Origin of the sequence: Streptomyces sp. NPDC006134 (assembly GCF_040628835.1) — a bacterium.
Classification (GTDB): Bacteria; Actinomycetota; Actinomycetes; order Streptomycetales; family Streptomycetaceae; genus Streptomyces.
Window position 1 is genome coordinate 1 of the sequence record NZ_JBEXTV010000090.1, and the last position, 19,365, is coordinate 19,365.

General features: G+C 71.3%; 17 protein-coding genes and 1 pseudogene. 10 read left to right on the top strand and 8 right to left on the bottom strand.

Translation table 11 applies throughout. From position 1 onward, the window contains the following. Positions 1-107: 107 nt before the first annotated feature. The 3 genes from ABZ340_RS34515 to ABZ340_RS34525 all read right to left on the bottom strand — a co-directional run bounded on the left by ABZ340_RS34515 (position 108) and on the right by ABZ340_RS34525 (position 3,122). Positions 108-1,214 carry an aminotransferase class V-fold PLP-dependent enzyme gene (locus ABZ340_RS34515; protein ID WP_358785839.1) on the bottom strand — a complete coding sequence of 369 codons (1,107 nt, stop codon included), beginning with the start codon at positions 1,212-1,214 and terminating at the stop codon, positions 108-110. A gap of 165 nt (positions 1,215-1,379) precedes the next feature. Continuing rightward, positions 1,380-1,853, bottom strand: a complete 474-nt coding sequence (locus ABZ340_RS34520) for a hypothetical protein (RefSeq protein ID WP_358785840.1) — start codon at positions 1,851-1,853, stop codon at positions 1,380-1,382. Positions 1,854-1,868: 15 nt separating this feature from the next. After that, positions 1,869-3,122: a helix-turn-helix transcriptional regulator gene (locus ABZ340_RS34525; protein ID WP_358785841.1), complete on the bottom strand. Its 1,254-nt coding sequence runs from the start codon at positions 3,120-3,122 to the stop codon at positions 1,869-1,871. A gap of 1,186 nt (positions 3,123-4,308) precedes the next feature. Here ABZ340_RS34525 and ABZ340_RS34530 point away from each other — a divergent pair. The 5 genes and pseudogenes from ABZ340_RS34530 to ABZ340_RS34550 all read left to right on the top strand — a co-directional run. After that, the gene (locus ABZ340_RS34530; RefSeq protein WP_358785842.1) at positions 4,309-5,376 is read left to right on the top strand and encodes a hypothetical protein; all 1,068 of its coding nucleotides are present in this window, start codon (positions 4,309-4,311) and stop codon (positions 5,374-5,376) included. Beyond that, on the top strand, positions 5,373-6,299 hold the full coding sequence (locus ABZ340_RS34535; RefSeq protein WP_358785843.1) for an NAD(P)-binding domain-containing protein: 927 nt from the start codon (positions 5,373-5,375) through the stop codon (positions 6,297-6,299). The genes ABZ340_RS34530 and ABZ340_RS34535 overlap by 4 nt, the downstream gene beginning before the upstream one ends. After that, positions 6,296-7,429, top strand: coding sequence for a hypothetical protein (locus ABZ340_RS34540; protein WP_358785844.1), 1,134 nt, complete (start codon positions 6,296-6,298; stop codon positions 7,427-7,429). The genes ABZ340_RS34535 and ABZ340_RS34540 overlap by 4 nt, the downstream gene beginning before the upstream one ends. Positions 7,430-8,046: 617 nt before the next feature. After that, a complete protein-coding gene (locus tag ABZ340_RS34545; RefSeq protein ID WP_358785845.1) occupies positions 8,047-8,433 on the top strand; it encodes a beta/gamma crystallin domain-containing protein in 387 nt (128 codons plus the stop codon). A gap of 127 nt (positions 8,434-8,560) precedes the next feature. Next, positions 8,561-8,818: pseudogene (locus ABZ340_RS34550) on the top strand (IS5/IS1182 family transposase); the annotation flags it as partial. A 549-nt stretch (positions 8,819-9,367) separates the two neighbouring features. Here ABZ340_RS34550 and ABZ340_RS34555 read toward each other — a convergent pair. Continuing rightward, on the bottom strand, positions 9,368-10,342 hold the full coding sequence (locus ABZ340_RS34555; RefSeq protein WP_358785846.1) for a helix-turn-helix domain-containing protein: 975 nt from the start codon (positions 10,340-10,342) through the stop codon (positions 9,368-9,370). A 62-nt stretch (positions 10,343-10,404) separates the two neighbouring features. Between ABZ340_RS34555 and ABZ340_RS34560 the strand changes: the two genes are divergently transcribed. The 4 genes from ABZ340_RS34560 to ABZ340_RS34575 all read left to right on the top strand — a co-directional run bounded on the left by ABZ340_RS34560 (position 10,405) and on the right by ABZ340_RS34575 (position 14,930). After that, complete coding sequence (locus ABZ340_RS34560) at positions 10,405-11,802, top strand: MFS transporter (protein ID WP_358785847.1); 1,398 nt, start codon at positions 10,405-10,407, stop codon at positions 11,800-11,802. A 92-nt stretch (positions 11,803-11,894) separates the two neighbouring features. Then, a complete protein-coding gene (locus ABZ340_RS34565; protein ID WP_358785848.1) occupies positions 11,895-13,070 on the top strand; it encodes a DUF4158 domain-containing protein in 1,176 nt (391 codons plus the stop codon). Further along, the gene (locus tag ABZ340_RS34570; protein WP_358785849.1) at positions 13,052-14,623 is read left to right on the top strand and encodes a Tn3 family transposase; all 1,572 of its coding nucleotides are present in this window, start codon (positions 13,052-13,054) and stop codon (positions 14,621-14,623) included. The genes ABZ340_RS34565 and ABZ340_RS34570 overlap by 19 nt, the downstream gene beginning before the upstream one ends. Before the next feature lie 31 nt (positions 14,624-14,654). Beyond that, the gene (locus ABZ340_RS34575) at positions 14,655-14,930 is read left to right on the top strand and encodes a Tn3 family transposase (protein WP_358785850.1); all 276 of its coding nucleotides are present in this window, start codon (positions 14,655-14,657) and stop codon (positions 14,928-14,930) included. Positions 14,931-15,102: 172 nt separating this feature from the next. Here ABZ340_RS34575 and ABZ340_RS34580 read toward each other — a convergent pair whose 3' ends face one another. After that, positions 15,103-16,299, bottom strand: a complete 1,197-nt coding sequence (locus ABZ340_RS34580; protein WP_358785851.1) for a macrolide family glycosyltransferase — start codon at positions 16,297-16,299, stop codon at positions 15,103-15,105. 58 nt (positions 16,300-16,357) lie between these two features. Further along, positions 16,358-17,011 (bottom strand): CatB-related O-acetyltransferase, encoded by a 654-nt coding sequence (locus ABZ340_RS34585; RefSeq protein ID WP_358785852.1) that lies wholly within the window; start codon positions 17,009-17,011, stop codon positions 16,358-16,360. A 99-nt stretch (positions 17,012-17,110) separates the two neighbouring features. Here ABZ340_RS34585 and ABZ340_RS34590 point away from each other — a divergent pair, with 99 nt between their 5' ends. Then, a complete protein-coding gene (locus ABZ340_RS34590; RefSeq protein ID WP_358785853.1) occupies positions 17,111-17,737 on the top strand; it encodes a TetR/AcrR family transcriptional regulator C-terminal ligand-binding domain-containing protein in 627 nt (208 codons plus the stop codon). A gap of 155 nt (positions 17,738-17,892) precedes the next feature. Here the strand turns inward: ABZ340_RS34590 and ABZ340_RS34595 are convergent, their stop codons facing one another. Continuing rightward, entirely contained in the window at positions 17,893-18,651 is a 759-nt protein-coding gene (locus ABZ340_RS34595; protein WP_358785854.1) for a hypothetical protein, read from the bottom strand. Positions 18,652-18,658: 7 nt separating this feature from the next. After that, a complete protein-coding gene (locus ABZ340_RS34600) occupies positions 18,659-18,922 on the bottom strand; it encodes a hypothetical protein (RefSeq protein ID WP_358785855.1) in 264 nt (87 codons plus the stop codon). Positions 18,923-19,365 lie beyond the last annotated feature (443 nt).

Consider the following 19,365-nt stretch of genomic DNA (forward strand, 5'->3'; position numbering starts at 1 on the left):
CGCGGGGCGCGGCCCCGTGCGGTGGGGCGCCCGCGCCCGCGGCGGGGTTCCCGGCCGGCGCGGCGCCGGTCGGCGGGTGCCGGGCGGGGGGGGGGGGCCGGCCGCCGTCAGCCGGCGGACAGCACGTCCAGCAGCCGGTCGACGTCGGCCGCGGTGTTGTACAGGTGGAACGCGGCCCGCAGGTTGCCGGCCCGGTCGGAGACCTCGATCCCCGCGCGGCTCACCTCCTGCTGCCGGTGGCCGAGTCCGGGCACGGACACGATGGCGGAGCCGGGCGCGGGCACCGGCTCGTGGCCCAGGGAGCGCAGGCCGCGGCGGAACCGGTCGGCGAGGGCGGTGTCGTGGGCGTGCACGGCGTCGACGCCGATTTCCTCGATCAGCGCGAGCGAGTGGCGGGCGCCGGCGTAGGAGAAGAGGGAGGGGCTCTCGTCGTACCGGCGGGCGGAGCGGGCGAGTTCCTCGACGGGGCCGTAGGTGCTGTCCCACGGCCGTTCGCCCGCGGCCCAGCCGGCGAACAGCGGCGGCAGCCCGCCCAGGTCCCCGGGGACGACCAGGAAGCCCACGCCGCGCGGGCAGAGCACCCACTTGTAGGCGACGGCGACGACGTAGTCGAAGTCGTCGGCGGCCAGCGGCAGCCAGCCCACGGACTGGGAGACGTCGATCAGCGTGCGGGCGCCGTGGGCGCGGGCGGCGTCGCGCAGCGCGGCCAGGTCGGCGATCCGCCCGTCGGCGGACTGGACGGAGCTGACCGCGACGAGCGCGGTGTCCGGGCCGACCGACTCGGCGAGCCGCTCCAGCGGCACGGCGCGCACCTTCAGGTCGCCGCGGACGTGGAAGGGGTTGACCAGGGAGCTGAAGTCGCCCTCGGCGGTGAGGACTTCGGCGCCCGCGGGCAGCGAGGCCGCCACCAGGCCGCTGTAGACGGCGACGGAGGCACCGGCCGCGACCCGGGCGGCGGGGACGTGGGCGAGCCGGGCGAACGCCTCCCGGCTCGCCTCCACGTCGGCGAACATGTCGGCCGGCCGCCCCGCCGCCGCGGACGCCACCGCGTCGCGCATGGCGGCCACGGTGCGGGCGGGCAGCACAGCGGTGGCGGCGGTGTTCAGGTAGACGGTCCGCGGGGCGAACTCGGCGCGGACGAGACGGTCGAAGGACTCGGTGGGCTCGGAGGTCTCCATGGGACCACTGTGCGGCCCCGGCACCTCCCCGTCCATCGCCTTTTTCTGCGCGGTTCCTCCAAGCGTTGCTTATGAGAAGCGGCTGACCTGGGCTTTGGGTGCCTGGGAGGAGATGCGCACGGCCCTGGTGCCGGCGTACGCCTCGGCGTGGAACCCGGCGGGGACCACGCCGGTGCGGCGGGCCGTTCCCTTGCTCTGCCGTCATCGGTCGGCGCCCTCAGGCCACAGCACCCGTACCGGGACGCCGGTCCGCTCGGCGTACGCCACCACGTCCGCCGTGCCCCCGTAGCCCCGCGCCGGTTTCCCGTCCCACACGGCGATCAACTCGTCCACCAGGCCGACGAGGATTTCGGATCCGGCCTGATGAGCTTCGGGGGTCGACTCGGTCATGCCGGTGTGGTGAACGTCCGCCGCGCGGGAGATGAGCCGGTCGTAGACGGGGTGGTGCCCATCGGGCAGGCCCTTGCGGTACTCGGTGGCCGGGATGACCACCTCGAGCCGGCCACCGTGCTGCAGCACGGTTTCGGCGAACCAGGAGTCGGGGCCGTCGGCGATGCACGAGACGCCGGTCAGCTCGGCCGGCTCGTACGTCTTGATCTGGTCGGCCAGGAGAACCCGCACCCGGGCCTCGACCTCCATGCTCAGTCCGCGGTGCCCGGTGATTCCCACCCTCATGCCGTGTTCACCTTCCTAGAGGTAGACGCCGTGCAGGCGCTCGTCGAAGTCCCGCACCACCTTGGACGGTGAAGCGGTGGTGAGGCCTCGGCGCACGGCACGGGCGCGTTCCATGATTCGCCCGGACCGGTACCGAAGGCCGGTGTCGAGCGCGCTGGAGGCGAGGGCGAACGCGGCCTCAACCCGCCCGCCGGCGAGGTGTCCGGCGGCGATGTCGAGCACCAGCAGGGCGCGTTGTTTCGCATGGCCGGTGGTCAGGGCCTCCACGTCCTCGGCCTGCACCCACTCGGGCAGTTGGAGGCGTGCGCCGCAGGCAACGCGGCAGGCTCCCACCTTGTCCGGGGTGAAGGAGAACACCCACGGCCACGGTGGCGGTTCCTGCTCTGCCGTCAGCGCCTCCGCCGCTGTGCGGGATTCGGTCAGGGCCCGGTCCGCTTTGTGCCGGTCGCCGGTCACCGCGTGCCCCAGGGCTTCGACGCTTGACAGCCATGCGTCGGCGACGGCCGGACGCTGGTCACCGAGCACCCGCCGAGCGCGCCGGGCCAGGTTCAAGGCCTCCACTCCGTTCCCGGCATGTGCCTCGAACTGGGCAAGCGTGCCTGTCTGATAGGCGGTCAGCAGCGCGTTCCCGGACGTTCGCGCCGCTTTGACGGCCCCGCCGTACCAGGAACGGGCCGATCCGTGGTCGCCTTTGTCCCACGCGAGCCAGCCCGCGAAGGAGGCGGCCTCGCTGCCCACGGCGGCCAGCCGCGCCCGGTCTGTGTCGCCGGCCGCGGCCCGGGTGATGGTCTGGATGAGCCGGATATGACCCTCCACGGCGTCGGCGAGGTCCCGGGACGGGGTGGTGCCGTCGAGTCTGCGGTAGGCGTTCGTGGTCAGCCGCAGCGCGGCAGCATGTCCGCCGGTCGTGTCGCGGGGGTCCGGCACGGCGGCCAGGATGGGAGTTGCCATCGCGGCGACCGCGCCACCGAGGACGGTGCGTCGGTGCATGGGATCGTCATCTCTCGTCTGACCTTGCGCCGAGCGCCCGTCTGCCAGGCCCACCAGCGCCGGCGGGATCTGAAGATGCGCAGCCGCCGCGGCCAGGACGTCGGTGCTGTAGGAGGCTGAGCCGCGTTTCTCCAGACGGGAGACGGCGGACTGCGACAGGCCAAGGGCCTGCCCCAGTGCCGCCTGCGTCATATGCCGTCCCTTGCGGGCCAGTTCGATGACGCGCCCGTAGTCCCCGGTCCGCGAGGCATCCCGGATCGGGCCTGTCTGGAAGTCCACGGCGCCTCCCACGCTACGAGTCCCTGCGGCACCTGACACCTGTCCGTACCCGCTCAGCGCGTTTCCGTATGCACATGCCGCATGTGTGATGGTCCCACAACACACGGTGATCGTTGACTGGGTGACAGCCCAATCACCCCGCGTGGGATGCGTTGCGGCCCGCTGGTCATTCCCGCGCCCTTCGGGGACGACCACGTCACATTCGACTGCGAGCTCGAGGCGACTGATCATGACGATGCACAGCACTCCCCCCACTTGCCGGGACTGGTGGACGCACCAGTTATCGACCTGGATGCCCTGACGGATCGGCAGCGTGCCGGGATGTCGTGCGTGTGGTGCGCGGGGACGGCGTCGCCCCGGTACCTCGTGGGCAGCCTGTGCGCCTGCGAGTGCTGCGCCGGCATGTACGGCGTCCCGGTACTGGGAGCGGCGCAGTGACCGGCCACGAGGCGTTCCCGTCGGGCCTGAGGCGGTGGACTCGCGAGAGGTGGGAGGAGTATCACCGTCGCGTCGAGAACGGCGAGGGTGGCGTAAGAGTCGTGGACGCGACCACGCATCGCCGGGCCCGCGCGGTGGAGGCGGCCCGGTGAGCGGCGGGACAGCCCCTCGCGCAGCGGGGGTGGGTGACCTCGTCCGCGACACGGCCCGAGGCTGTCAGGCGGTCCTGACGGATATTCGGGCAGGCGTTCCGTACCTGCGCCCCCTGTACGGCGGCGGTCTCACCGAACCCTGGCCGACGACGTGGTCGGCCCTCGAGCTGGTGGCCCGCCGTGGCACTTGGGAGGGTCGGTGAGCGGGCGGCATCGGATGCCGCCGACGGACAGCCGACCCGCATCATGAGCAGCCACTGCTCACTGCCCTGGTGCGACAGCCCGAAAACCTCCTGTGGGCTCGGGCACCGGAAGTCCCCGGCAGGTAGACCGCTCGACAACTGGCCCGGGCTTCCTGTGGCTGTGCACTGTTACCACCCGCACTGGACCGGGATGCTCGTCGATCCGGTACCGGGCGGGCTCACTCACTGCCGTTGGAGGCTTACGTGAGCACTGCCGTGGGCAGATCGCCCGATCCTGTTCCCCCCGCCCCGGACGCCGGGGAGGTATTCGCCTTCGCTGAACACGAGATCTCTGCCGCTGCGGCCGACCTGTGGCCGCGCGCCGTCGTCGAGCCAGGTGACCACGTTCCGAGCGTGACCGGCTACGTGCGTCGCGTCCGTGTGGACGGGCGCTGCCTGTACGCCAAGTACTCGGTGCTGGGAGTGTCACTCGTCTCACTGCTGCGGGGAGCCTGCGGTCCCTGGCCGGATGTGCGGGCGCGGCAGCAGGCGTACGTGTGCCGTGCTGATGCGCTGATGGAACGCGAAGCCACCCAGCTGAGGCTCCTGGCGGGGTTCGGCTGCCCCCAGGTCTGCTCGGTGGCCGGGCTGCGGCGCGGAGTGCTGTTCACCGAGTCGGTCACGGGGCCGACCCTGGCCGGGCTCATCCTGGACCGACCGCATGAGACGGCCGCGCTGCTGGACGGCACGTTCGGAGAGCTGCGCCGGCTGCACAGCCCGGACGCCTCTCGGCTGCTGGTGCCGGCCACCGGCGAACGGAGCGTGCGGGGCACGTTTCAGCGCAAGTTCAACGGCCTGAGAGGCTCGGCCTATGTGGACCGGCTCGGTGTCGACCGGTGCCTGCCCGACGACCGGCCGGTGATGGTCGGCCTGCTGCGCAGCGTGGTGGGACGGCTGCGACGCCTGCAGGCCGCAGGTCTGCCTTCGGCCACGCAGTGCGTGCCGGTCTATGGGGACCTCAAACCCGAGCATGTCGTCTTCCCTGCGGGCCCGCCCGGACGGCCGGTGTTCCTCGATCCGGGTCTGCTGCCGGCCACCCCTGTCGTGGACGCCGCGAAGCTGATCAGCCGTACCGTGCTGATGCTGGCGGCTGCCCGGCCGGGCCTGGCGAACGGCGAGCGCGCCGTGGACGGCGTCAGCGCCTTCGTCACGGCCCGGACGGGTGCCCTGCCCCGGTGTATCCGCCAGGCCTGGCTGCAGGAGCTGATGGTGCTGTGGCTGATGGACACCGTCAACATCCTCACCACGTATCTGTCCGCGCCACCTGTGCTTCCGCTGCCCGCTCAGGGCCTCGCACTCGTCGGCCGGACACTCGACCTGTGCCGGGTGGTCGAGCAGATCGGTGCGGAACTCTCAGCGGGCGCCGACGCGCGCACCGTATGGGACATCTCCCTCGACCTGGCCCAGGGACTCGCCGTATGAGGTCCGAGCCGACGGCCACGATCGGGGTAGCGGGCGCCGGAGCGGTCGGGCAGGCCGTTGCCACCGCCCTCGTCGCCTCCGGGCTCTGTCGGCGGTTGCTGGTGGCCTCCCGCACCCGGGAACAGGCGGCAGCTCTGGTCACGGATCTCGACGACATGCGGCAGAGCGTCGCCTCGCCCACCTTGCCCTTGATCGGCCGGCCTGCGGACCTGATCGGCTGCGACGCTGTCGTGGTCGCCGCGCGGTCCGCGTTCACCAACACCCGCACCGCCGACGTACGGATGGCCGGAGCGGTGGCCAACGCGCCCGTCGTACGTGCGCTCGCCGCCTCCCTCCGCGGCTACCAGGGGACGGTGCTCGTGGTCACCAACCCCGTCGACCTGATGACCCGGCTGTTCACCGAGACCTCCGGTTGCCCACGGGTGTACGGCATCGGCTCGAACCTGGACTCCGCCCGCTACCGGCTCGCCCTCGCCCGCCTCCTCGGCGTGCCGCCGGACGCCGTGCACGGCCACGTGATCGGCGAGCACGGCGACGGAGCCGTGGTGTGCGCTTCCTCGACCACCGTCAACGGCACGCCCGCCGGCGTCCCCCTTGCGGAGGTGCGCGAGGAACTCCGTGCCCGCCCCGGACGGATCAGTGCGGGGATCGGCCGGACCCGCTCGGGACCCGCCGGTGCCGTGCTGTCCACCCTGCGCAAGGCGCTCGGCCTGGTCGACGGCGTCGAGGAACTCTCCTGCGAACACGGCGGCGCCTGGCTCGGAATTCCGTTGCGCTTCACCGCCGGTCGGCCCATGGCGTGCCTGCCCGTTCTCGACGCGGACGAAGACGCGCAACTGGCTGCCACCACCACCAAGCTCCGCAACGCTTACCAGGCGCTGCGGCCGTCCTGCCCCACACCCGACTGTCTGGAGACGACGTGAGTACCTTCACCGCCACCCGGCTCAGTGCCGCCGACGCGAGCGTGACCGTCCTGAGCAACACGTCCTTCGTCACCGACTGGGCCCGCCGGTACTTCGGGACCTGGTGGAACGCCTTCGAGGTCCCCGCGAACAGCGTCTGCGCCGGGCCGCTCGTGACGGCCGACCTCGACGAGAAGACGGTCACGGACCTCGCCACACTCGTGGGCGCCCGCCACCACGACGAGGTGACGTACGCCAAGGCCCGGCTGGCCCTCACTCGGGACGGCACCGGCGTCATCACCGGCGTCTCGCCGGATGAAGGACTCGCCTACCGCTCCGAGCGGTTCGGTGGTCGCGTCACCGTCGTCGGCCGCACCGTCGAGCCACTGGCACTGGCCACCGCCCGGATCGCCCGGGAGATGATCCGCGCGGCCCTGCTGCGGGACGGATGGACCCTTCTGCACGCCTCGGCCGTGGTCCGGGGCGGCCGTGCCCTGCTCTCCTTCGGCGACAAGGGAGCCGGAAAGACCACCACGGCGCTGCTGCTGGCCTCCTGCGGGGCGCAGCTCCTCGCCAACGACCGGGTGTTCGTCAAGATCGTCGGAGACGACCTGCAGGTCCTGCCCTGGCCCTCGGCGGCGGCCGTCGGACTGGGCCTGCTGGATGCGCTTGGGCTGTACGACGTCGTCCGCGACCGGCTGAAGGCGGGAGAGCGGCTGCATCCGACACAGCACCAGGACGTCACCGATGCCCTGCTCGCGGGCCGCCGCGAGCCGCTGTGGGAGCCGGGTGGCGGGCGGGAGCGGAAGGTGCAGGTCTTCCCCGACCAGTTCTCCGCCTGGTTCGGCATGGAGCCGGCCACCAGCGCCTGCGCCGCGGCGCTGCTGTTCCCTCGCATCGACCCGGCCGCCGCGCCGACCCTGGTCGACGGCGACCGCGTGCTCGGCGACAGCGACTTCATGTCCGGTGCCACCGAGGACCGCTACCCTGACCACTTCGGCCTGGCCCGCGGCGTCGACGGCGGCGGCAGCCCCCTGGCCCGCTCCGCCGTCGCCGGCCGGCTCGCCGCCCTCCCGCACCACCAGGTCGTCCTCGGCCACGACGTCCAGGCCAACACCGACTTCCTGAGCAAGATCGCAGAAAGTCTCTGACACAGTCCGAAGCCCCCGGCCGGAACGCTCCCCGCGCGTCGCCGAGGGCTTGTTCACGTACCCGCGTGTGGGCCTGTGCGCCCGGCCCGCACGCGGCGCCGGCGTCGCTCTCGACGGTCTTCAGGAGCGCCCGCACCTCCCGCCCCGAGGTCGGCACCCGTGTGAAGACCTCGGCGCCCCGGGCGGCCGAGTTGCGCGGCCTCGCGCTCGTCGGCGCGCACGTCGTCGGCGTACGCCGTCGGGCCGGCTCCGCCGCACCACGACGGGATCGCCTTGCACGGGCTCCTGCGGACGAGCGGCCGAGTCTTTTTGTTCCGCGATTTTCGGCTGACTCTCATGAGTGCCCGACTTTCCCGTGTCCTACCTGATCACCTACGTGGCGCCCACGGTGCTTCCGGCTCCGCCTTTCCACGGTGCGGCTTCCTTGCCCTGCGGAGCGGGTTATCCCCTTGCCTTCCCGGACTGGTGATACCGGTTCCGGCCGAGTCAAACGTGCTATCGATCACTCTGCTCACAGGAGCGTCCTCAGGGATATCGATCTGGCTGGTAAGCGATTTCCGAAGTGCAGGGGCGTGTGCGACGGTAGGAGCTCCAGTCCCGTCCGTGAGAGGAAGAGAATGAAGCTTTCCGTGCGCCGTTCCCTCGGCGTTGCAGCAGTAGCCGCAGCCGCGCTGGCCGCCACGGCCGTTCCCGCCGCGGCCGCCGCGGCATCACCCACCGCGGCATCCGCCTACGGGCCGCTGATCAACCGTACGGACTGCAACGAGAACGGCTACCTCGAAATCCACAACAACAGCGGGCGCGACACGCTCTGCTTCGCCAACGCCGGAACGATGCCCGTCGCCATCTACGGCGTGAACTGGGTCGAATCCGGAAACAATATGGTGACCCTCCAGTTCCAGCGGAGCCTGAGCGACCCGAGGCTCGAGAGCGTCACCCTCCAGAAGTGGAGCTCGTGGAACCCGGGCCACATCCACCAGATCATATCGATCAGAATTCACTGAGCTTGAGGGACGAATGGGGGCGCCTTTCGGGGCGCCCCCATTCGGGTCGTCTCCTCTGTTCCGGTGGCTCGTTGGAGCGCGCAGGGGGAGGGGTACGTGGGGTGTCGGCGTCCCGGCCGGCACAACCTTCCACCGCCCCGACCTGCGAAGATGGCTGCGCGGTAAGCACATCGGAGTGCGCATCGTCCGCGAAGGCATCGATTCCGGCGAGTGATCGGGCCGCCGGAGGCGGGTCGTCGAGCGGACCGTGTCGCGGCTGTCCGTTCACCGCCGACTCGGCCCTCGCCACGCATACGATCCCCGTAACTGTCCGGCATTTCTCGGACTCGTCGACCCTCTGCCACCGCAACCACTCGTCCGCCTCACTCCAGAGGGCACGGCATGAGGAATCAACGCCATCCGGCGGCGTGACCGATTCCGTATGTGTCTTCGTCGGTCTGACCTCTTGTAGGCTCCGAGGTGTTCCGGGGGATCGGCGGGGACCTGCGCGCGGCCATTCCCTTTCGGACGGCGCCGTCCGAAGGCCCGAGAGCGCGAACGGGTGATGTCTCGCTGACCGCAGGAACCGTCGACTGCGACAGTTCCTCGGCCCTTCCCCTCCTGTTTGTGCACGAGGACAGCGATCGAGAAAGCGTACCGCCGAAATATTTCGGCACCCCACCTCTGTGCCTGCCTCTTGGTGCGGCGCTCTTCGACGATACGGAACACCTTTTCGCACTGCTCGGCCTGCCGACCGATATCCCCGTGTATTCCCTCGACCGGGCACGGCGGCCCCAAGGAGAACGGAAGCAAAACTATTCGGCGAACCGAGGGTGAACGGCCGGCCATCGTGCGGTACGTCCGGCACGCGGCGAACAAACCGGGCCGGAACTCCCTCTGCGCTTTCCCGGTGAGCCGCGGGAATGCGGGCGGACGGCCCGGCAGCGGCCCTGCCTCAGCCCCCGGCCCTCGTGAGGCGGGTGAACTGGGCGCGGTACGCGCTCGGGGTGAGGCCGGTGCGGCGGACCAGGTGGGCGCGCAGGGAGTCGGCGGTGCCGAGGCCGCAGGCGCGGGCGACCTGGTCCATGGGCAGGGTGGTGGTCTCCAGGAGTTCCCTGGCGCGCTCGATGCGCTGGTGCAGCAGCCACTGGAGCGGGCTCACCCCGCTCTCGGCGTGGAAGCGGCGGGTGAGGGTGCGCACCGACACGCCCGCGTGCCGGGCCAGGTCGGTCAGGGTGAGCGGCTTGTCCAGGTTGCGCATGGCCCAGCCGCGGGTGTCGGCGCAGGCGGTGCCGCGCTCGGGCGGCAGCGGGGTGTGAGTGAACTGGGTCTGGCCGCCGGGGCGGACGGGGGCGACCAGGGCGAGGCGAGCGACCTGGTTGGCGACGGCGGCGCCGTAGTCGCTGCGGATGATGTGCAGGCACATGTCGATGCCGGCGGCGTACCCGGAAGAGGTGAGGACCCGGCCGTCCTGCACGTACAGCACATCGCCCTGGAGGTCGAGGGACGGGTAGCGCTCGCGCAGCTCGGAGGCCAGTTCCCAGTACGTGGTGGCGCTGCGCCCGTCGAGCAGGCCGGCCTCGGCCAGCACGAAGGCGCCGCTGCAGATGGAGGCGACGCGCCTGCCGGCCTCGGCCGCGGCGCGCACGGCGGTGACGGTGCGGGGGTCGGGGACGTACCGCTCGCCGGTGCCGGCGACCAGCACGGTGTCGGCGGTGTCCACGGCGTCCAGGCCCCGGCCGACGTACAGGTCCAGGCCGCCGGTGGTGGTGATCGGCCCTGGGTCCGGGGTGCAGATGGTCACCTCGTAGCCGGGGGCGCCGTCGATCCGGGCCCGGTCGAAGAGCAGTTCCGGGATGGCGAGGTTGAACATCGACACCCGCGACGGCGCGACGACGGCGACCCGGTGGGGGGTGCGCTGCTGCGGCATGGCCAGAACCTCCGGTTCCCTGGCATTCAGGCCACTACTGTACGCCGCACAAGATCCGCAGCATGGGGGGCATGGCAACGAACCATCCGACCACAGAGCAGCAACCGGCGCCTTTGAGAGGGGAGTTGGCACCTACGGCCTCCTCCCCCGCGCTCACCCTCACCGCCGCCCTCCTCGGCTTCGCGCTGATCACCCTCGACGCGTCCGTGGTCACCGTGGCCCTGCCCGCCATCGGGGACGCGCTCGGCGGCGGGATGTCCGGCCTGCAGTGGGTGGTGGACGCCTACACCCTGGCGTTCGCCGCGCTGATGCTCTCCACCGGCGCCTTCTCCGACCGGGCCGGGGCGAGCCGGGCGTACGCGGGCGGCATCACGGTGTTCACGCTCGCGTCGGCGGCGTGCGGGCTGGCCCCGAACCTGCCGGTGCTGATCGGCGCGCGCGTGGTGCAGGGCGTGGCGGCGGCCGTCGTCCTGCCCGCCTCGCTGGCGCTGGTGCGGCAGGCGTACGCGCAGCCCGCCCGCCGGGCGCGGGCGGTGGCCGCGTGGGCGGCGGGCGGATCGGTGGCGGTCGCGCTCGGCCCGGTGGCGGGCGGGGTGCTGACCACGGCGTGGGACTGGCGGGGCGTCTTCTTCATCAACCTGCCGCTGGGGGCGGTGGCCCTGCTGCTGCTCGTCCGGGCGCCGAGGTCGCAGCGCCGTCCGGCGCCGCTGGACCTGCCGGGTCAGGTGACGGCGGTCGTGGCGCTCACCGCGCTCACCTTCGCGGTGATCGAGGACGGCCCCTGGGCCCTGGCGGCGCTGGTGGTGGCCGTCGTGGCGGCGGTGGCGTTCGTGCGGACCGAGGCGCGGCAGCCGCACCCGGTGGTCCCGCTCGGTCTCTTCCGCGACCGGAACGTGTCCGTGGCGGTCGCGGCGGGGGCGGCGTGCAGTGTGGCGTTCTACGGCGTGGTGTTCGTCTTCTCGCTCTTCTTCCAGCAGGTGCAGGGGCGGTCGGCGCTGTACACGGGTCTGATGTTCCTGCCCATGACGGGGCTGATCGCGGTGACGAACGTGGTGGCGGGCAGGCTGGCCGCCCGCCACGGCGCCCGGCTGCCGATGGTGGCGGGCCAGGGGCTCGCGGCGCTGGGGATGCTGCTCCTGCTCACCGTCGGCGAGGACACCTCTCCCCTCCTGGTGGCCGCGTCGCTGGTGCCGATGGCGCTGGGCTGCGCGCTGACGGTCCCGCCGCTGACCGCCGTGATGATGGACGCGGTGCCGGCGGAGCGGGCGGGACTGGCGGCGGGCGTGCTCAACGCGGCGCGGCAGGTCGCCGGAGGACTGGGGATCGCCCTGTTCGGGACGCTGATCTCCGGTTCCTTCCTGGGCGGGATGCGGGCCAGCCTGGGCGTCGGCGCCGCGCTGCTGACGGTGACGGGGCTGCTCGGCCTCCGTCTGGCGGGGTCTTCGGGCCGCTCGTCCTGAACGGGACGCGACGGCCGCGGGGACGTCCGCCGACGGGGCCGCCGGTGGGGACGTCCGCCGGTGGGGACGTCCGTCGGCAGGGACGTCCCCGAATGCGGCAGGACTGGGAGCCGGAGGACCTGATCGAGGTCTGGACGCTGCTCGAAGACGACATGAAGCGAGTGCGGAACAAATCCGGGACGACCAGGCTCGGCTTCGCGCTGTTGCTGAAGTTCTTCGAGGCGGAGGCCCGGTTCCCGGAGTCGGCCAAGGAGGTCCCGGCCGCCGCAGTGGAGTACGTGGCCCAGCAGGTCAAGGTGCCCGCCGCGTGGGCGGACTACGGCCGGCAAAGCAAGGCGATCCAGCGGCACCGGGGCGAGATCCGAGCGGCGTACGGGTTCCGGGCGAACACCGAGGAGGACCAGGACCGGCTGGCCGGGTGGCTGGCGACCGAGCTGTGCCCGGTTGAGCTGTCGCGCGACCGGCTCGCGGCCGCAGTGGTGGCCCGGTGCCGCAACGACCACATCGAGCCGCCGGCGCCGGGGCAGGTGCGGCGGCTGGTGGGCAAGGCCGTGAAGGACTTCGAAAAGCGGTTCTGTCGCAGCACGACGGACCGGCTCGACCACGCGACTCGCTTGCGGCTGGAGGACCTGGTCGCGGGCGACGGCCCGGAGGAAGGCGCCGACGGTGACGGTGCGACGGCCAGGGGCGGGCGGTCGCACTTTACTGAGCTCAGGACCGATCCCGGGGCGCCCGGGTCGGAGAGCCTTCTGACCGAGGTGAACAAGCTTGAGCGGGTGCGGCGGCTGGAGCTGCCCGCGGACCTGTTCGCCGACGTGTCGGAGAAGCTGGTGGACGCCTGGCGGGCGCGCGTCGAAGGAGTACCCGGTGAACCTGGAGCGCATGAGACCGCCGCGGCGGCTGTCCCTGCTGGCCCGCTGTGCCATGTCCGTCAGACGGAGATCACCGACTCCTTGGTGGACCTGTTCATCCAGCTCGTGCTGAAGATCAATACCCGTGCGGAGCGGAAGGTCGAGAAGGAGACCGGGGCCGAGCTGAAGAAGGTCCGCGGCAAGGAGGCGATGCTGCTGCGGGTCGCGGAGGCGGCGCTGTCGGAGCCCTCCGGCACCGTGCGGCGGGTGATCTTCCTGTGGCCGGCGGGGAGAGGACGCTCAAGGCCCTGGCAGCGGAGGCCGCGGCGAACGAGGCCCGGTATAAGGCCCGGGTGCGCACGGTGCTGCGCTCGTCGTACTCGGCGCACTGACGGCGGATGCTCGCGCCGCTGCTGAAGGCGCTGGAGCTGAAGTGCGACAACACCGCCTATCGGCCGGTGATGGACGCGATCGACCTGCTGAAGCGGTATCTGGAGCAGCCGCTGAAGGAGGGCGCATTCTTCGGCCCGGCGGAGACGGTGCCGCTGGAGGGCGTGGTCCCCGAGCAGTGGCGGGCGGCGGTCGTGGACGACAAGGGCCGTGTCGAGCGCATCCCGTACGAGCTGTGCGTGCTCGTGTCGCTGCGGGAGGCGCTGCAGCGCCGCGAGATCTGGGTGGTGGGCGCGAACCGGTGGCGCGACCCGGAGGACGACCTGCCCGCCGACTTCGAGGACAACCGGGACGTCCACTACGCCGCCCTGGGGCAGCCGCAGGACGCCGGCGAGTTCATCAGCGCGCTCCAGGGCAGGCTGCGGGCGTCGTTGGACCGCTTCGACCGCGCCCTGGCCGAGGGGACCACGGGCGGGGTGTCGATCGTCAAGAAGCACGGCGAGCCGTGGATCAGGGTCTCCCCGCGCGGCAAGCAGGAGGAGCCGGAGCCGCTGGTGGCGATCAAGGCGGAGATCGAACGGCGCTGGGGCACCATCGACCTGCTGGACATCCTGAAGTACGCCGAGTTCGACACGGACTTCATCGCCGAGTTCACCTCGGTCGCCACCCGCGAGAACCTGTCCAAGGACGTGCTGCGGCGCCGGTTGCTGCTGGTGCTGTTCGGGCTGGGCACCAACATGGGCATCAAGCGGGTCGCGGTGACCGGCAAGCACGGCGAGTCCGAGGCCACGCTGCGCAGGGTGCGGCACCTGTTCGTCAACCGGGCCGACATGCGCGCCGCGCTGGTGAAGCTGGTGAATGCCACCTTCGCCGCTCGCGACGAGATGTGGTGGGGCACCGGCACCGCTTGCGCCTCTGACAGCCGCAAGTTCGGCTCCTGGTCCTCGAATCTGATGACCGAGTGGCACCAGCGCTACCGGGGCCCCGGCGTGATGATCTACCGGCACGTCGGGCGGAAGCCGGTGTGCGTCTACTCCCAGCTCAAGTCCTGTTCGGCCTCCGAGGTCGCCTCGGTGATCGAGGGCGTCCTGCGGCACTGCACCGACATGGAGGCAGACCGGCAGTACACGGACACCCACGGCGCGTCCATCGTCGGCTTCGCCTTCGCCCGTATGCTCGACTTCAAGCGCATGCCGAGACTGAAGAACATCGGCTCCGCGAAGCTGTACCGGCCGGCGGCCGGGGAGGGCGAGAGCTGGCCGGACCTCGCGCCGGTGCTGTCCACCAAGACGATCAACTGGGATCTGATCCGCCAGCAGTACGACCAGATCGTGAAGTACACCACCGCCCTGCGCCTGGGCACGGCGGAGGCCGAGCAGGTCCTGCGCCGCTTCACCCGCGGCGGGCCGAAGCACCCCGCCTATCAGGCGATCGAGGAACTCGGGCGGGCGGTGCGAACGGCTTTCGTCTGCGACTACCTCGCCGACGTCGAGTTGCGGCAGGAGATCCACGAGGGCTTGCAGGTCGTGGAGAACCGGAACAGCGCGCACAAGGACCTCCTTCTACGGCAAGGACGGTGACCTGGCGGGGCAGGACAAGGAGTCCCAGGAGGTGTCCATGCTCGCCCTCCACCTGCTCCGGTCCGCCCTGGTCCACGTCAACACGCTGCTGATGCAGCAGGTCCTCGCCGACCCGAAGTGGGCCGACACGCTCACCGACGCCGACCGGCGGGCCCTGTCCCCGCTGTTCTGGACGCACGTGAACCCGTACGGCCGGTTCGAGCTGGACATGAACAGCCGCCTCGTCCTGGGCCTGGAGTCGACCCCAGCAGCGACGGTGCCCGGCCCGCGTGCTTCTGAGGGCCGGGGTACCACGGCATCCACCTGACCAGAGCCGGGCGCACGGTGGAGGTGTGGCCGGGCGGGTGCGCCGCTGTGCGTACATCGTCTGAATTCACTCCGACGCCCCGCCCTTGGCGGTGATCTCCTCCGCGCTTGTCCTGCAGGTACAGGTCCTCGGGTGAGGACGGCACCGGCCGGGGAAGGGAAGCGGCAGTGGTTCAGAGCACGGGGTTTTCGGCGGTGGCCAGCATGTTCTCGATGAGGTCAGCAGCGCGCGGGGTGCCGCCCTCGGCCCGGGCGGCGGCCTGCAGCTGCTTGGACCGGTCGACGCGTTCCGGATCCGTGACCAGGTCGTTCAGTGCCGCGCGAAGGGTCTCGGCAGTGGCGTCAGCGGTGTCCACACGGCGGGCGACGCCGAGTTCCACGAGCCGGTCGGCGTTCATGAACTGCTCGGCTCCCTGCGGCACGGCGATCATGGGAACGCCGGCGAGGAGCCCTTCGCCGCAGCCGCCCATGCCGGCGTGGGTGACGAAGGCGTCGGCCTGTTCCAGGATCGCCCGCTGCGGGACCCAGGAGTGCACCTCGACGTTGGGCGGGATGGTGCCGAGTTCCTCGGGGTCGGTGTACTTGCCGATCTGGAGTACGACGTGCCAGCCGGGCAGGTCGCCGAAGGCGGCGATGCACTGGCGGTAGAACGCGGGCTGGCGCGTGTACGCCGAGCCGAGCGAGACCAGCAGCACGTTGTCCGCGGTCGCCGGGCGGGTCCAGCCGTCCGTGTCCGCTCGGATGTCGAAGCAGGGGCCGACGAAGGTCACCGTGTCGGTGTCGACTCGATCGGCGTGCGGCTGCATCGCTCTCGGGATCAGGGCGAGGACTCGGGCGGGCGGGCCGGAGAACGTGTCCACGTCCGTGGTGGTCGCACCGCAGTCGGCGAGCCACCGTGCGAACCTGTCCCGGTACGCGTCGGCGCCCGGCAGCTTCCGCAGATGAGCCGCGACTTCCTCCTGGTAGCCGTCCCAGCCGACGAACGTCGGGGACAGCTGCACGAGGGGACGGCCCTGGGCTTCGGCGAGGGCACGCGCGGCATAAGCGCCGATGTCATAGAGGTACAGGTCGGCCGGATCGTCGTCGTAGGCGGCGCGCAGTTGCGGGAGCGCCTGGACGGCGTCGTCGAGGAAGAGGCTCGCCGCTGCGATGGGATCGGCAGGCCAGTCGTTGTCCGCGACGGGCAACGTGGAGGTGCAGGGCACCAGCTCCGCGCCGGCGGACTCGATCCGGTCGGCCACGAACGGGTCGTTGGCGTAGGTGACCCGGTGCCCGCGGGCCACCAGCTCGCGGATGAGAGCGAGGCTGGGCAGGACATGACTGACGATGGGGACGCCGACCATCGCGATATGGGCGCGGCGACGGGACATGGGCGATCACTCGTTTCTGGCGCGGGACGGGTGCGGGCGGTGTGGCGAGGACGCGGCGTCAGGGCTGGTCGATCTGCGCGGCGGCCTCCTCCAGGTCGGCGACGGTCCCCGACATGATCGTCCGTACATGCCTGGTGATGGACTGCACGGGCCAGTCCCACCACGCCACGGCGAGGAGCCGGGCGATGTCCGCAGCGTCGTAGCGGGTGCGGATGAGCCGGGCCGGGTTGCCGCCGACGATGCCGTAGTCGGGGACGTCGCCGGTGACCACGGCGCCGGCGGCGATGATCGCGCCGTGGCCGATGCGTACGCCGGGCATGACGGTGGCGCCGTGCCCGAACCACACGTCGTTGCCGACGACCGTGTCGCCCCGGCCGGGGAGGTCGGTGATCAGGTCGAAGTGCTCCGCCCAGGAGCCCCCCATCGTGGGGAACGGGAAGGTGGAAGGACCGTCCATGCGGTGGTTGGCGCCGTTCATGATGAACCGGGTGCCCGTCCCCAGCGCGCAGTACTTGCCGATGACAAGCCGCTCGGGACCGTAGTGGTAGAGAACGTTGCGCGTCTCGAACGCGGTCGGGTCGTCCGGATCGTCGTAGTAGGTGAAGTCACCGACCTCGATCAACGGCGACTTCACCAGCGGCTTGAGCAGAACCACGCGCGGGTGCTCGGGCATCGGGTGGAGCACGGTGGGGTCAGCGGGAACGGGCGGCATCGCGGAGGCGGTTCCTCTCTAGCGGACCTGGAGCGACAACTGTCGCGTTAAGATGCTGGCACAGCCCTGCCGCCTTGATCAACCGGATACTGATTGCCGATGACAGACCCACTGGACACGACGTCGGGCCGCCGTCCGGGCGGTCGCACCGCCCGCATCCGCGCCCAGGTTCTCGATGCGGTACGCACCGAACTCGCTGAAGGCGGTCACGAAGGACTCACGATGGAGGGTGTCGCGACGCGGGCCGGAGTGCACCGCGCCACGGTCTACCGGCGTTGGCGCGATGTCGGCGGCCTGCTCGTCGACGTCATCGACGCCGCCGGCGAGATCGACTGGCAGCCGCCGGACACCGGCTCCCTGCGCGGCGATCTGACGGCCCTCAACCAGGAGATCCAGGAATCCCTGGTCGTACAGCCGTCGCTCGCCGTCGCCCTGATGGCCGCCTCGTTCCACTCCGAACAGGCCGCGCGGGCCCAGACACAGTTGTGGACGGACCGGTACGCCCAGTGCGAGATCCTCGTCGAGCGCGCCATCGAGCGCGGTGAACTCCCCGCACAGCACACGGACGCGCGGAGCCTGTTGATCGCCGCCACGGCGCCGCTCTACCACCAGCTAGTGCTCCTGCGTGCCGATCCGGACCCGCAACTCCCGAAACGGGCCGCGGAGGCGGCAGTCCTGGCGGCTGCCGCGGGTGCCTTCTCCGTCCGTCGGGAAGAGAGCGCGTGATCGAGGAGACAGGGAACGAACGCAAGCGCAATCGAGAGCGCCACAAGACCTGGATCACGGTCCAGTAGCCCTGATTCGGACACCAGGGAGCAAATAGCCGCGAGGCCAGCTTTCGAGGGCTCACCTACGGTGGCGGACGGCCGGGTCGCGCTCGGCTACGTGCCTGGCGACCGCGTCCACACCAGGGCGGGCGTACCGCTCCAGGGAGCGGACGGAGGCGTGACGGGAGCGGGCCGGCAGCATCGGGTGGAGGTGCCGCCCTCGGCGTCGTGAGTGAGCGCACTGTGGCGGAACCGGTGCAGGGTCCAGCCGTCCAGGTCCTCGATGTCCTCGGGTGTGGCGAGGGGGTTGGCCAGCAGCCGGGTGTTCTCCTCGAAGACCTCCTCGGCCCGACGGCAGGAGAGCCGGGCCCGGCCGGTCTCCGGGCACACGTCCATCGTCGGCGTTCCGGCGGGGGTCTTGCGGCCGGTGAGGAACAGCGGGCCGCGGTAACGGCCGGCGATCAGCCGGGGCAGCAGCCGGGCGGCGCCGGACTGCCAGTGGATCCACTCGGTCGCCCCGCCCTTGACCAGGGTCCGGCCGCGCTTGTCACCCGGGCGCAGGTCCTCGACGTCCAGGCACAGGATCTCCTCCGCCCGGGCCGCCGATTCGTCGAGCATCTTCCAGAGCGTCTTCTCCCGCAGCGCGTCGTCCAGGCGCCAAAGGGCGGCGATCTGGTTCTCCGAGAGGGCCTTCGTGCGGTCCGGCGGCGCCGGTCGCCACTCGATGCCGATCGTCGGATCGCAGGCGATCCGGCCCTGCCGCTGCCACCAGCCGATCGCCTTGCGCGCGATCGAAAGCTCCCGGTTGACGGTGTCGGCGTCCATCTCGTCCGCCCGCGCCGCCGCCAGCTCGGCCAATACCTCCGGCAGCACCGGGTCGTCAATCGCGGCGATGGGGATTAGGGGGCTTCGCGCCGCGTCGGGCGGGCCCGGTCGGCGCGCGCTCGCCGGCGAACATCCACCCCCACGTCGTCAGCGAGATCCGGTAGATCCGCGCGGAGGACTTCGCGATGCCCGCGCCGGTGAGGTACCGCTCGACCGCCGCGGTGTACGTGGCCGGAGGGGCGGACAGGGGCACCACCCGGGCGCGGGGCAACCGAAGCACGCCCCCTGCTCCGAGTTCGGCCACTGGTTCGATCGCCACGCCTGCCCTGCCCTTCCGGCACTGCCGCAGTAAATGCGTACACCTCGCCCTGGCGGCCGGAGTGATTCGCCGCAGTCCGCAATGATCACGGCAGGGGCTCCGCCGCAGTAAATCCGGCATTCACTGCGGCACCACACTGACGGCCCGTCAGCGGCCGGAAGTCCGATAAACCGACCCGGAGGTGGAACGACTTCTACCACCATCCCCTGTGCCGCTGACCCTCGCGCGGGGTCAGGCCCCGAGCATCACGCAGCGCTACATGTCCGTTGGCCGTAGCTATACGAGAACAGGGCCAACATCCCGGGAGGACCACCGCAGCACCCCGGGCGACGCCTCGCAGTACCCCGGCGAGGATCTTCTTCTCGCTGGCGGTGTCGAGGGTGCCGTCCTCCTTCAGCACGAACCGGGAGAGCCGGTTGACGCCCTCGAAGGGCGCGAAGTCG

Excerpts from the sequence above, each read along its gene's own strand:
- ABZ340_RS34565 (WP_358785848.1), top strand. The coding sequence starts at position 11,895 with ATGCGGCAGGACTGGGAGCCGGAGGACCTGATCGAGGTCTGGACGCTG.
- ABZ340_RS34580 (WP_358785851.1), bottom strand. The coding sequence starts at position 16,299 with ATGTCCCGTCGCCGCGCCCATATCGCGATGGTCGGCGTCCCCATCGTC.
- ABZ340_RS34560 (WP_358785847.1), top strand. The coding sequence starts at position 10,405 with ATGGGGGGCATGGCAACGAACCATCCGACCACAGAGCAGCAACCGGCG.
- ABZ340_RS34520 (WP_358785840.1), bottom strand. The coding sequence starts at position 1,853 with ATGAGGGTGGGAATCACCGGGCACCGCGGACTGAGCATGGAGGTCGAG.
- ABZ340_RS34555 (WP_358785846.1), bottom strand. The coding sequence starts at position 10,342 with ATGCCGCAGCAGCGCACCCCCCACCGGGTCGCCGTCGTCGCGCCGTCG.
- ABZ340_RS34535 (WP_358785843.1), top strand. The coding sequence starts at position 5,373 with ATGAGGTCCGAGCCGACGGCCACGATCGGGGTAGCGGGCGCCGGAGCG.
- ABZ340_RS34590 (WP_358785853.1), top strand. The coding sequence starts at position 17,111 with ATGACAGACCCACTGGACACGACGTCGGGCCGCCGTCCGGGCGGTCGC.
- ABZ340_RS34570 (WP_358785849.1), top strand. The coding sequence starts at position 13,052 with ATGCTCGCGCCGCTGCTGAAGGCGCTGGAGCTGAAGTGCGACAACACC.
- ABZ340_RS34545 (WP_358785845.1), top strand. The coding sequence starts at position 8,047 with ATGAAGCTTTCCGTGCGCCGTTCCCTCGGCGTTGCAGCAGTAGCCGCA.
- ABZ340_RS34515 (WP_358785839.1), bottom strand. The coding sequence starts at position 1,214 with ATGGACGGGGAGGTGCCGGGGCCGCACAGTGGTCCCATGGAGACCTCC.
- ABZ340_RS34585 (WP_358785852.1), bottom strand. The coding sequence starts at position 17,011 with ATGCCGCCCGTTCCCGCTGACCCCACCGTGCTCCACCCGATGCCCGAG.